We start from the raw sequence: 11,868 nt of genomic DNA, 5'->3' as shown, positions 1-11,868 counted from the left end.
AGCCGACGTTGTCGGCTCCCACGAAAGCCCTCGGTTGCCGAGGCTTACTTCACGACACCGCAGGCGATCCGGGCCCCGCCGCCGCCCAGCGCTTCGGGCTGGTCGGAGTAATTGTCGCCACCGGCGTGGATCATCAGCGAATGCCCCTTCACCGTCGCCAGCGTCTTCAGGCGAGGCGCGGTGACGGCCGTGGTGTCGGTGCCGTCGGCACCGATGGTGAGCTTGGGCAGGTCACCTTCGTGCCCCATCGCCTCGGGCCCCTCGTGCTTGCCCGTATGCTGGGGATCGTAGTGACCGCCGGCCGCCAGGGCGGCGCCCTTCTTGCCGTCCTTCTCGCCCGGGGCGCAACTGGCCTTCTCGTGCAGGTGGAACCCATGCTCACCCGCCGGCAGGCCCTTGAGGTCGGGAGTGAACACGAGGCCGCCCGCGCTTTCGGTGATGGTGATCTCGCCCACCGACGTGCCGCTGCCGTCGGCCGACACCATGGTCATCGGCACCACCACGCTCTTTTCGGCCGCCTGGGCCGCCGCACAGGCGAACAGGCCCGCCGCGACGATCGCGATCTTCTTCATCGTGCACTCCTCAAAAGGTTCAGGTCGTCGGGGGATACTGCACTCCGCGTGGACATCGCGTCCACGCCACCCGTCACGCGCCTTGGCGAAAGATGCTCTCGATGTCGCCCGGGGTCAGCGGCCTCCACTCGCCGGGCGGCAGTCCGTCGAGCGAGAGGCCACCCAACGCCGTGCGCCGCAAGGCCTCCACGTGGTTGCCGACGGCGGCGAACATGCGGCGCACCTGGTGGTAGCGGCCTTCGGTGAGGGTGAGCCGCGCATGGCGCGGGCCCAGGACCTCGAGCGTGGCGGGCTCCAGCGGATCGTTCTCGCCGTCGAGCATCAACGTGCCGGAAGCGAAGATGCCGCCCTCGTGGCCACGCAGGTCCGCCGCCAGCTCCGCCTCGTAGACCTTCGCCACGGACGCGCGCGGCGAGATGATCCGGTGCAGCAGGCCGCCGTCGTCGGTGAACAGCAGCAGTCCCGACGTATCCCGGTCGAGGCGTCCCACGGTGGACAGCACGGGGTTGCGCAACGCGAAGCGCGGCGGCAGCAGGTCGTAGACGAGGCGGCCCACGTCCTTCCGCGAGCAGGTGTAGCCCGTGGGCTTGTGCAGCATCAGCACCAGGCCCTGCGGCGGGTCGAGGGGCTCGCCGTCGAAGCGCACGTCGGCATGCTCGACCTTGTCGTCGGCGTAGAGCACCTCACCGGCCGCATCGGTGACGAGGCCTTCGCGAAACATCATGGCCACCTGCTTACGGCTGCCGTAGCCGAGGTTCGCCAACAGGCGCACGAGTTTCATCGACGGGGCTCCTTCGCTTCGATCACCTTGAATCCATCCCGTTCGACGACGGTACGCACCGTGCCGAAATGGGCTTCCAGCGTCGCCTCATAGGCCAGGTGGCGATTGGCCACCATCCAGAAACGGCCGCCCGGACGAAGCGCACCGGCTGCCGCGGCGATGAACGCGCGGCCGAGGTCGGGCTCGCCCGCCCTGCCCTGGTGGAACGGCGGATTGGAGACCACGATGTCGAAATCCCGCGCCACGCCGTGCGTCACGTCGTGCCAATGGACGGCGGCGGCCACCTCGCGTCCGCGGCGTTCGATGGCGGAGGCCACGTTGCGGCGTGCGGGTTCGAGCGCGCGCGCTTCCGCTTCGTACAGATCGACGGAGATCACGCCCGGGCAACGCGCCAACGCTTCGCACGCCAGGTAACCGAAGCCCGCGCCGAGATCGGCGAGCTTTCCGGAGAGATCGTCCGGCAACACGCTCGCCAGCAAGGCCGACGCGACGTCGACGCGATCCCAGGCGAACAGGCCGCGACGGCTGACGTAACGGCCCTCGGCGACGGCCACCGGCGCGTCGAGCGCCAGCCACGCCTGGGCGAGCGCGGCATCGGCCTCGGCATCCGGACGCGTCCAGAAGACCCGGCACTTATGCTTGGAAAGCATCGCCACGCCACCGGCCAACTGCGCGAGATCGGCCTCGGCCGTCTTCGCGCCCTCCGCGTTCGCCACGCTGGCCACCACGATGCCGCGTTCGGCCCTGAGCGCCATGGCCTGCGCGAACAGGGCCCGGGTCTCCTCGCGCTGGCGCGTGGGCAACACCATCACCAGCGGGTAGCGCCCGCCGGGCGGTGCGGGCGCCACGTCGAATCCGGAGCGCGCGAGGGCATCGGCCGCCGGCTTGAACGATTGCTGCAACAGCCATCCCGCCCGCCGGTTTTCACGCAGGGCGAAACCGTCTCGTGCGCGCAACATCGTCACGCCCCCCTCGACGGGCAAGGCGAGTTCGCCCGTGTCGAACGGGACGAACAGGGCTTCGAGGGCGGCATCGGAGGCGGAACCGGCTGACACGGGAGCGAAGGCTCATGGCGGGAAGAGGCGAACCGCCATTCTAGCTTCTGGCGGACGCTTGGCGACTTTCATGCAAGAAGCCCGATCGCGCCGTGCGCAATCATTGCAACTCGAACCACCTTCACTGGAGACCCGCCATGCCCTTCGTCAAAGTCAAAGACGGTGCCGAGATTTTCTACAAGGACCAGGGCAAGGGCCAGCCCGTGCTGTTCTGCCACGGCTGGCCGCTGAGCGGCGACGCGTGGGAGCCGTCGATCGTGCACATGGCGAAGCACGGCTTCCGCGCCGTCGCCCACGACCGCCGAAGCCATGGCCGCTCGTCGCAGACCTGGGACGGTAACGACATGGACACCTACGCCGACGATCTCAACACGCTGATCGAACACCTCGATCTGCGGGACATCATCCTCGTCGGCCATTCCACCGGCGGCGGCGAAGCGGCGCACTACGTCGGCCGCCACGGCAGCGGGCGCGTCGCCGGCGTCGTGCTGGTGGGCGCCGTGCCGCCGCGCATGGTCAAGAGCGAGAAGTATCCGAAGGGGCTGGACCTCTCGGCGATGGATGGCATCCGCAAGGGCGTGTTCGACGACCGCGCGCAGTTCTACGAAGACCTCTCCCTGCCCTTCTTCGGTTACAACCGCGAGGGTGCGAAGGTTTCCGTGGGCGCCCGCAAGGATTTCTGGCGCCAGGGCATGCTCGGCGGCCTGAAGGGCCAGCTCGACTGCATCCACGAGTTTTCCGAAGTGGATTACGGTCCGGATCTCGAGAAGATCGACGTGCCGTTCCTGTGGATCCACGGCACCGACGACCAGATCGTACCGATCGACGCCGCGGCGCGCACCGGCATCCACATGGTCAAGAGCGGCGACAAGGAACTGAAGGAATACGAGGGCGCCCCGCACGGACTGGTGGTGACCCACCAGGATCGCTTCAACGACGACCTGCTCGCCTTCGCGAAGAAGATCGCGAAGTAATCAACTGCTGCACGAAAGCGTGGAGCAGCCCACGCGGTCGCGCGCCCACTCCGGTCGGCGCGCGGCCAGGTGCTCGCGGCCCGGCTGCTCGTCATACGGGCGGCGCAGGGTATCGAGCAGTTCATGGATGCCCTCGTCGTCGCCCCGCTCCGCGCGATCGATGGCCTGCTGGGCCAGGTAATTGCGCAGCACGAAGCGCGGATTGGCCGCGTGCATGAGCGCAAGACGCTCGGCCTCGGTCGCCTCGTCCTCGTGCACGCGCTTCGCATAGCGGGACAACCATCCACGGAAGCCGTCTTCCACCGCCGCGCGGCGGTTCGCTTCGTAGAAGGCTTCCGCAAAGGTATCCGGCCTCGGCGCGGACAGATCCAGTGACGCCAGGCTCCGGTAGAACAGCGTCATGTCCACGCCCCCCTCGGCGAGCAGCCCGCGCAGGTCGTCCACCAGGGCCTGATCGCCCTCGCGCGATCGCAGGAGGCCGAGCTTGGCTGCCGAGAACGCGAGGTCGCACGCCTCGAACACGGCCACGTAGCGGTCCAGCCCCGCCTGCAGGGGCGCGGCATCGGCGAACAGCGGCGACAGCGCCTGGGCCAGCCGTTGCAGGTTCCACCAGCCCACCGCCGGCTGGTGGCCGAAGCGGTAACGACGATGCGCGCGATCGGTGGTGTTGGGCGTCCAATCCGGATCGACATCGTCGATCCAGCCGTAGGGGCCGTAGTCGATGGTGAGGCCGAGGATGGACATGTTGTCGGTGTTCATCACGCCATGCACGAAACCCACGCGCATCCAGTGGGCCATGAGCCGCGCGGTGCGCTCGGACACGTCCATGAAGAACGCGGCAAGACGTTCGGCCTCGGGCAGCGCGTGGACCTGGGGGAAATGCGTGGCGACGGTGAAGTCCACCAGGCGACGCAACAGGTCGATGTCGTTACGTACCGAAGGCAGTTCGTAGGAGCCGAAGCGCAGGAAGCTCGGCGCCACGCGGCAGACGATGGCGCCCGGCTCGGGAGCCGGGTGGCCGTCGTAGAGCACGTCACGGATCACTTCGTCGCCGGTGGCCACCAGCGACAACGCGCGGGTGGTCGGCACGCCCAGATGGTGCATCGCCTCGCTGCACAGGAACTCGCGGATCGACGAGCGCAGCACCGCCCGGCCGTCGCCCCCGCGCGAATACGGCGTGCGTCCGGCGCCCTTCAACTGGATCTCCTGCCGACCGTGGGCGGCGGTGAGCACCTCGCCCAAGCCGATCGCACGGCCGTCGCCGAGTTGCCCGGCCCAGTGCCCGAACTGATGCCCGCCGTAGGCCATGGCGTAGCCGGTCATGCCCGGCCACGAGGCATTGCCCGCGAAGACGCTCGCGAAATCGCTTCGCGACACGTCCAGCCCGAGCATGCCGGCGACCTCCTCCGACACGGCGATGAGCCGGGGGGCCGCCACCGGCGTGGGTTTCACCCAGGAAAACGCCGCGCCAGCCACCTGGCGGGGCTGGTCGCCCGTGTCGGGATCGGCGGGAAGATCCCGGACGAAGGCGTTGTCGAAGCGAAGGTCGGTCATCGGGCGGCACGCTGGAACGTTACGGGGAATATCCGGGCGGCGGCGCGCCATGCAAGGCCTCCGGGACATCTTTCCCTCCCGAACCGCGATAACTCGTGCAAACTAGCGCACCCTCGACCAGCCTGTTACGCATGCGCCCGCACGCCCTCGCCGCCCTGCTCGCCCTGCTCGCCCCGGCCTCCGGCGCCGAGCCCGTGGCCGGAGTGCCGCGCAGCGACAAGACGCTGGTGGAACTGATCAACGGCACCATGGGCACCCTGCCCAATGCCATGGACCTGCTCTCGAACAAGCTGCCCGGCGGGTTGCACCCCACGGCCGATGCCCCGCCGCAGATCGTGCGCAGCCAGCCGTTCGTCACCCGCGACGGCTACCGGGTGAGCGCCTTCGAAGCGCGCGGGTTCGACGAGGGTGGCGACGTGCCGATCGTGCGCTTCACCTCCATCCAGCTCGAGCAGCGCCCCTGCTTCGCGCGGGCCGAGCTCTCCGACCTGTTCCATCCGGTCGGCGCCTCGGAAACCAACCTGCCCCGGGCCCCCTCGATGCTGCCCAACCGCTATACGGTGATGCAGATGCCATGGGGACGACTGTCCTTCGGCACCTCGCAGGAGAGCGGCGGTTGCGTGATCGCCATCGTCGGCGACGCCACCGGCGACCAGGGCACGCGCTTGCCGCTGCCCTTGCCGCAACCCACCTCGATGCCCGGCATGCCGGACCTGCGCCGCACCTGGCCCATGCCCTCGGGCGGCTACTCCGACGAATAGCCCCGGCTCACGCACTCGATGCGGTCTTCCGGCACCGGCCGGGAAAACAGGTAACCCTGCAGTTCGTCGCAACCCGCTTCGCGCACGAAGCGGTGCTGCGCTTCGTCTTCCACGCCTTCGGCCACCACGCACAGGCCGAGCGCCGCGCCCAGGTTGGACACGGCCCGGACGATCGCCGCCGAGTCGTCGGCCAGCGTGGCCTGCTGCACGAAGGAGCGATCGATCTTCACCTTGTCGACTTCCAGATCCTTCAGCAGGGCGAGACTGGAATAGCCCGTGCCGAAGTCGTCCAGCGAAATGCGCACCCCCTTCGCGCGCAGTCCGCGCAAGGCCTGCGAGGCGGCGCCATCGGCGTTGACGATGGCGGTCTCCGTGATTTCCAGTTCGAGACGGTCCGGCGGCAGGCCGGTCTGTTCGAGCACGTCCAGCACGCGTGCGCCGAACCGCTCGTCGCGAAGCTGCACGGCGCTGACGTTCACCGCCACGAACAGCCCGGGCACCCTGGCCAGCCGCGCGCACGCCGTGCGAAGCATCCAGTCGCCGAGGCGGACGATGAGGCCGGTTTCCTCGGCCAGGGGAATGAACTGCGCTGGCGGCACCACGCCGAGCCTCGGATGCCACCAGCGTGCCAGCGCTTCCATGCCCACCACCTTGCCGTCGCTGGCGCGAACCATGGGCTGGTAGTGGCAGCCCAGGCCCTCGCCGGTGGACAACGCCGCGTTCAAGGCGCGTTCGATCTCGTGGCGACGCTTCAACGCCTCGTCGAGCTGGTCGGTATAGACGACGTGGCGATGGGGGCGCTTTTTCGCCTCGTGGAGCGCGCTGCCCGCCTTGCGGATCATCTCGCCCGCGGCCACCGCGTCGGCGCCGAGGTGGACCACGCCCAGGGAGGCACCGACCGACGCCGTGGACGACAGCACCTCGAAAGGCCTGGCCGCCAACTCGAGCATCCGGTGGGCCAGTTCGTCGACATCGAGCGTGCCGTCGTCTTCCACCAGCATGGCAAATTCGTCGCCGCCGATCCGGGCTACCGTGTCGCCCGAGCGGACGGCCCCGCGCAACCGTGTGCCGAAGGCCACCAGCAGTTCGTCGCCGGCGTGGTGACCGTAGGTATCGTTCACCTTCTTGAAGCCGTCCAGGTCGAGGTAGAACAGCACCGAGTTGCCACCGCCGGAGGCGGCCCGGGCCACCGCGGCGTCGAGCTTGCTGAAGAGCGTCGTGCGGTTCGCCAGGCCCGTCAGGGCATCGTGGCATGCCAGCCAGCGCACGTGCGCCTCGGACTCACGCAATTCGGTGATGTCGGTGACGGAAGCCAGCACGTGTGGCGCGCCCTCGAGTTCGATACAGGTCTTGCGGGTGAGCAGGGTGCGCGAGCGGCCGTGGGCGTCGGCCACCACTTCCTCGCTTTCCACCACTTCGTGGCCACGCAACGCGGCGTCGTCGCCCCGGCTGAAACGCTCGGCCTGGTCGCTGGGAAAGACCTCTTCATCGCGCCGGCCCAGCACGTCGGTCGGGGAAAGTCCCAGGTACTCGCATCCGATGCGATTGACGAACACCCAGCGGTGGTCCGCGTCGCGGACGAACATCGCCGTCGGCATCAACTCCAGCAGTTTGGACCAGCCGGCCAGATCTTGGATCACGCGTTGCCCCCCGACGAACGGACCGGACCAATCTGCGGCGGTCCCCGTGATGCCAGCGTATGCGTTGTCAGCCCGCCGGCGGGTGGAGCAGCGGCCGCAGGGACTCGAACTTGCGCTGGTATTCGTCGGTGACCTGCTTGGCGTCGCTGCCGTCGGTGATGACCTTGGGCGTGATCAGCACCAGCAGTTCCGTACGGTCGCGGCTACGGGAGGTGGAACCGAACAACCTGCCGAAAATGGGTATGCGGTTGAGGCCCGGGATACCGGTGTCCGAAAGCACGTCGTTCTGCTGGATCATGCCGCCCAGCAGCACGGTTTGCCCGCTCTGCACCGCCACCTGCGTGGCGACCTCGCGCTGGGTGATCGGGAAGTTGCCCGAGGTCGGATCCTTCGGGCCCGGGGAACTCACCACCTGACTCACGTTCATGTAGACCAGGCCGCCCGGGTTCACGCGCGGGCGCACGTTGAGGATCACGCCGGTGTCCTTGTATTCCACCTCGCCGAACGTATTGTCGGTGTTCGCGTTGGTGTTGACGAAGGTCTGCGTGATCGGGATCTGCTGGCCGACCTGGATGTGCGCCTTCTGGTTGTTCATCACCACCAGCGACGGCGCGGAGAGCACCTTGGTGTTTCCGTTGGTTTCCATCGCATGCAGCGCGACGGCGATGTTGTTGTTGACGAAGGAGTAGAAGAAGGCATCGTTGGCCGGGTTGTAGACGTTGCCCGCGTTGCCCAGCGCCCACTGCTGCTTGTTGCCCGGCTGGCCCACCGAGCCGTTGGTGCCGCCGACCAGGCCCTCGAGGTACCACTGCACGCCGAATTCGAGGTCGCCCTTGAGCTGCACTTCGAGGATGCGCGTCTCGATCTGCACCTGCAGCGGCACGGCATCCAGGCGCTTGATGGCCTGTTCGATTTCCGACCACTGCGACGGACGGCAACGCACCATCAGCTGGTTGTTGTTGTCGACCGAGGTAATGCGCACGCCTTCGTCGGTGGTGACGCTGGCGTGCCGATTGCCTGTCCCCCCCGTGTCGCCGGAGCCGCCGTCGCCGAGTCCGCCGGTGACCATGCCGCCGGACGTACCCGTGCCGTTGGAGCCGTTGAACCCCGTCGAGGTGGACAAGCCTGACGACAGGCCCGACGAGGACGTGGACGATGGCGTATTGCCGAACGCGCCGGTGGTGCTGCCCAGACCCGAGCCACCACGGTTGCCCAGGTCGCTGTCGCCGCCGAGCGTGCCCGAGGTGAGGCCGGGGCCGACCCTGCCGCCGCTGTCGCCCGAACGGCCACCGCCCGAACCGCCGCCGTAGATGTCCGACAGGTAATCGGCCAGGTCCGCGGCCTGCACGTTGCGCACGTCGTAGACGTAGAGCTGCGGCTCGTTGCCGCCGCCCCGGTCGATCCGATCGATCCAGCTGCGCACTTCATCGAGGTAGTCCGCCTGCGGGCTGATCACCACCAGCGAGTTCGTGCGCTCGATGGGAATGAAGCGCAGCATGCCCGCCATCGGCGTATTGCCCTTCTCGCCGAAGAGGGAGTCGAGCTTGGGCGTGAGGTCTTTCACCTCCGCGCGTTGCAGGCTGAACACGCCCACCGACATGCCCTTGAGCCAGTCGACGTCGAACGTCTTCACCGTGCGGTCGTAGTTGTCCAGTTCCGTGGACGTGCCCGCCATCACCAGCACGTTGCGGGTGGGATCGGCCAGCAACGTGGCGTCCGGCCGCGCGAACGGCTTGATCAGCTTCTGCATCTCGGTGGCCGAGATGTAATGCAGCGGGTACAACCGTGCCTGCAGGCCGCCGGCCGGCGCGTTCGCACCGATGCTCGGCACCACGTTGCCCGGTACGGCCTCCTTCGAGGGCATCACCACGTAACGTCCGTTGGTGCGCACCAACGCGTTGTTGGTCCACGACAGCAGCGTCTCCAGGATAGGAAGCGCCTGCTCGGCCGTGACCGGCTGCGAGGTGGAGAACGACACGTTGCCCTGCACGCCCGGGACGATGGAATAGTTCTCGTGCAGCAGGTCGCCCAGGATGGCCTTGACCACCGATTCGACCGGCTGGTTTTCGAAATTGAAGGTGACGGTGCCCGCGCCTTCGGGCCTGGGCTTGGCCAGACCTACCGGCTTCACGAATTGCCCCGTGCCCCTGTCGATCTCCGGCCGGGCTACCACGGCCGGCGGCGGCGGATGGTCGCTTCCGACGGGTGTGGATCGGGGGGCCGGCTTTTCGGTGCCCGCGAGCGCTTCCCGTTGCAGCGCACCATCGTCGCCCGGCTGCGGCAACGTAGAGCATCCGGTCAGGAGGACGGCCAGGGCGATCGAAGCGGAGAGACGGGATGGGCGCATACGCCGGAGTGTCGCAGCGGTAGATGACAGGAACAAGGGACAGTCGCGGCGGGGCAAGTTCATGCGGTGCCCGATCGGCACCTCAGTGCCCGATGGAAGCGTCCGCCGGTGAGTCCGACCGACGCGACGATCCCGATTCCCGCCATCGAACCACACGATAGGCGCGCGGATCGCCAGGATCGCCTTTGAGCATGACGGTGGCCTGGATGCTCACCGCCAGGTCGTCCTGTACCGTCGCCGTCGAAACGATGGTCACGGTGCCGCTGGACGACGATGCGGAGGCGCTATAGGAGCCCTCGTTCCCCGGTGTTGGAGGTAACACGTCACTCCCCGGCCGCATGTCGCGAACGTCGTCGACATAAGCCGTCGAAGCCTCCATGCCGGCACCCGTCACCGCGGCGACGACCACGGGCGGCGCGTGGGCGAGGTTCGGCTCGGACGAAGACCACAACGTCAACGCCGGATCCAGCCGATCGACGACATCGGCGGGCAGGCCCGGCACGCGCCTGAGTTCTTCCAGGCTGGTGAAGCCCCCTTCGGCGAGCAGCGAATCGGAGAAGGCCTTTCCGCGCTTTCCCCAACCCACGATCGCATCGCGGAACCGCATCACGTCACCTTGCGCCACGCCTGCCGCTTTCAGCAGGGCCGCCATCCTTTCGGGCGAGGCCCGATTCAGGTCGATCTTCCCGTCCTCGTCCGTGACGCTGACGACCACGTCGACGGCGTCTTCGCGAAAGCGGTACGTCCTGCCGTCGACCGCCCACCGCTGCGCAGGCTGCGTTGCCCGGAGTCGATATACCGCTCGCTCCATGCCGGATTGAGCCGCATAGAATGCCTTCGTTCGCTTGTATTGCCCCAGCGCCTGCATACCCTCGATATGCGCACTGGTCGACAGCGCACCCAGCGTGATCGCCGCCAGGGTGCATCCCCAAAGCACGACGAGAAGAGCCACGCCCTTGTCTTTTCCTGCCGGGAAAGGCCTGTTCAAGGTGGCTTCTCCGATGCCATGAGGCGCGCGAGCGCTTCACGCACGTTCGTCGCCACCGGATCCATGCGTAACGGCACGGAAAACGCGGGCCAGCGCACGCCACCACGCAGTTGGAGTTCCACGCCGATCGCCGTGGGCATGCGTCGCCGGTACGGCCACGATGCACTCCAGGTCACCGGTTGCCCCAGGTCGTCGATACCGCTGTAGGTGAAGCGCCCCGACACCACGTGATCGACGAGGGTTTCCGGCACCGAGGGGACCACCTGGGCCGACTGTCGCGTCGCCATGGGCGCAAAGGCGACTTCGAGGCGCTGGTCTCCGGGCGTTCCCTCGATCGACAGCTTCTGCAGCTGCAGCCCCTCGTTCGCCAGGTACCCGGGACCGGGCGATACGAAGATCGCCGAGTGGACGTCGCCGCTGAAGACCAGGGGTCGCTTGTCGGCATCCAGCGCCCATGGATAAGCGAGGGCGCCGGATAGCGCCGTCCTGAGGTAGTTCTGCGCGGCACGCACTTCGTCGAGCCGTTGTGTCGTCGCCAGACTCGCTCGCGTCGATCGGGCGATGGTATCGAGGGAGGCCATGACACCCAGCAGAAGAAGCGCGAGCAAGGCCAGGGCGGCCAGTGTCTCCATCAGGCTGAAGCCCGCGTATCGCCTCATCCGCCGTCTCCCGGCGAAATCGCCCCACCGTTTCGCGCACGAATCTCGGACACCGTGCGCTCCGTCGAGAATCGCGCCGAAGCGGGCTTTCCCTTCTCGCTCCACTCGACGACGAGTTCGATCCGGTAAATTCGCATCGGCATGGTCGTTTCGATGTTTTTTTCCGCCGAAGGCTCCGACACGGCCATCCTCCATCGGTAGGTGTCGTCGAACCGCCCCTGGTGCATGCCCACCGAGGGAAACTCCGTGACATACACCCGATCGAGGAGACCGCTCGCCCACAGCGAGGCCTGCGTGTAATCGGCGGCCCGGGCATTGAGTGCCATGGACGCGCCCGCCGCCTGCATCAAGGCACCGAAGCACAAGGCCAGCAGGAACATCGCCGCCAGCGTTTCCAGCAGACTGAACCCCTTCGCCGGGCCTGCTCGCATCGCGTCACCCTCCTTCATGCGCAGCATACGGCGGCAGGGATGTCGGTCCCATGACGAAGCACCGTCGGCGAAAAAGGAAGGGCCCCGCGGGGCCCTTCCTCCTCGT

General features: G+C 67.7%; 11 protein-coding genes. 2 read left to right on the top strand and 9 right to left on the bottom strand.

All coding sequences use genetic code 11. From position 1 onward, the window contains the following. Nucleotides 1-44 precede the first annotated feature (44 nt). The 3 genes from sodC to L2Y94_RS09260 form a co-directional block, all read right to left on the bottom strand. Complete coding sequence (gene sodC, locus L2Y94_RS09270) at nt 45-572, bottom strand: superoxide dismutase [Cu-Zn] SodC (RefSeq protein WP_247374583.1); 528 nt, start codon at nt 570-572, stop codon at nt 45-47. A 73-nt stretch (nt 573-645) separates the two neighbouring features. Continuing rightward, nucleotides 646-1,353, bottom strand: a complete 708-nt coding sequence (locus L2Y94_RS09265; protein ID WP_247374581.1) for a pseudouridine synthase — start codon at nt 1,351-1,353, stop codon at nt 646-648. Then, nucleotides 1,350-2,408 (bottom strand): class I SAM-dependent methyltransferase, encoded by a 1,059-nt coding sequence (locus L2Y94_RS09260; protein ID WP_247374578.1) that lies wholly within the window; start codon nt 2,406-2,408, stop codon nt 1,350-1,352. Before L2Y94_RS09260 ends, L2Y94_RS09265 begins: the two co-directional genes overlap by 4 nt. A 137-nt stretch (nt 2,409-2,545) precedes the next feature. Here L2Y94_RS09260 and L2Y94_RS09255 point away from each other — a divergent pair, with 137 nt between their 5' ends. Continuing rightward, nucleotides 2,546-3,382 carry an alpha/beta fold hydrolase gene (locus L2Y94_RS09255; protein ID WP_247374576.1) on the top strand — a complete coding sequence of 279 codons (837 nt, stop codon included), beginning with the start codon at nt 2,546-2,548 and terminating at the stop codon, nt 3,380-3,382. Here L2Y94_RS09255 and L2Y94_RS09250 read toward each other — a convergent pair whose 3' ends face one another. Further along, on the bottom strand, nt 3,383-4,936 hold the full coding sequence (locus tag L2Y94_RS09250; protein WP_247374573.1) for a protein adenylyltransferase SelO: 1,554 nt from the start codon (nt 4,934-4,936) through the stop codon (nt 3,383-3,385). A gap of 131 nt (nt 4,937-5,067) precedes the next feature. Here L2Y94_RS09250 and L2Y94_RS09245 point away from each other — a divergent pair, with 131 nt between their 5' ends. After that, nucleotides 5,068-5,697, top strand: coding sequence for a hypothetical protein (locus L2Y94_RS09245; RefSeq protein WP_247374570.1), 630 nt, complete (start codon nt 5,068-5,070; stop codon nt 5,695-5,697). Here L2Y94_RS09245 and L2Y94_RS09240 read toward each other — a convergent pair. The 5 genes from L2Y94_RS09240 to L2Y94_RS09220 all read right to left on the bottom strand — a co-directional run bounded on the left by L2Y94_RS09240 (nt 5,682) and on the right by L2Y94_RS09220 (nt 11,789). Next, entirely contained in the window at nt 5,682-7,337 is a 1,656-nt protein-coding gene (locus L2Y94_RS09240; protein WP_247374568.1) for a putative bifunctional diguanylate cyclase/phosphodiesterase, read from the bottom strand. The genes L2Y94_RS09245 and L2Y94_RS09240 overlap by 16 nt on opposite strands. A gap of 67 nt (nt 7,338-7,404) precedes the next feature. Then, nucleotides 7,405-9,684 (bottom strand): type II secretion system secretin GspD, encoded by a 2,280-nt coding sequence (gene gspD, locus L2Y94_RS09235; RefSeq protein ID WP_247374565.1) that lies wholly within the window; start codon nt 9,682-9,684, stop codon nt 7,405-7,407. A gap of 82 nt (nt 9,685-9,766) precedes the next feature. Next, nucleotides 9,767-10,636, bottom strand: a complete 870-nt coding sequence (locus tag L2Y94_RS09230) for a type II secretion system minor pseudopilin (protein ID WP_247374562.1) — start codon at nt 10,634-10,636, stop codon at nt 9,767-9,769. Between the two features lie 32 nt (nt 10,637-10,668). Beyond that, nucleotides 10,669-11,331 carry a prepilin-type N-terminal cleavage/methylation domain-containing protein gene (locus tag L2Y94_RS09225; protein WP_247374560.1) on the bottom strand — a complete coding sequence of 221 codons (663 nt, stop codon included), beginning with the start codon at nt 11,329-11,331 and terminating at the stop codon, nt 10,669-10,671. Next, nucleotides 11,328-11,789, bottom strand: coding sequence for a type IV pilus modification PilV family protein (locus tag L2Y94_RS09220; RefSeq protein WP_247374558.1), 462 nt, complete (start codon nt 11,787-11,789; stop codon nt 11,328-11,330). Before L2Y94_RS09220 ends, L2Y94_RS09225 begins: the two co-directional genes overlap by 4 nt. Between the last annotated feature and the right edge of the window lie 79 nt (nt 11,790-11,868).

The organism is Luteibacter aegosomatis, assembly GCF_023078455.1.
GTDB lineage: Bacteria > Pseudomonadota > Gammaproteobacteria > Xanthomonadales > Rhodanobacteraceae > Luteibacter > Luteibacter aegosomatis.
This window is presented reverse-complemented; position numbering and strand designations above follow the sequence as displayed.

What these genes read in the sequence shown, in the direction of transcription:
- L2Y94_RS09245 (WP_247374570.1), top strand. Translation starts at nt 5,068, where the DNA reads ATGCGCCCGCACGCCCTCGCCGCCCTGCTCGCCCTGCTCGCCCCGGCC.
- L2Y94_RS09265 (WP_247374581.1), bottom strand. Translation starts at nt 1,353, where the DNA reads ATGAAACTCGTGCGCCTGTTGGCGAACCTCGGCTACGGCAGCCGTAAG.
- L2Y94_RS09220 (WP_247374558.1), bottom strand. Translation starts at nt 11,789, where the DNA reads ATGCTGCGCATGAAGGAGGGTGACGCGATGCGAGCAGGCCCGGCGAAG.
- L2Y94_RS09250 (WP_247374573.1), bottom strand. Translation starts at nt 4,936, where the DNA reads ATGACCGACCTTCGCTTCGACAACGCCTTCGTCCGGGATCTTCCCGCC.
- gspD (WP_247374565.1), bottom strand. Translation starts at nt 9,684, where the DNA reads ATGCGCCCATCCCGTCTCTCCGCTTCGATCGCCCTGGCCGTCCTCCTG.
- L2Y94_RS09225 (WP_247374560.1), bottom strand. Translation starts at nt 11,331, where the DNA reads ATGAGGCGATACGCGGGCTTCAGCCTGATGGAGACACTGGCCGCCCTG.
- sodC (WP_247374583.1), bottom strand. Translation starts at nt 572, where the DNA reads ATGAAGAAGATCGCGATCGTCGCGGCGGGCCTGTTCGCCTGTGCGGCG.
- L2Y94_RS09255 (WP_247374576.1), top strand. Translation starts at nt 2,546, where the DNA reads ATGCCCTTCGTCAAAGTCAAAGACGGTGCCGAGATTTTCTACAAGGAC.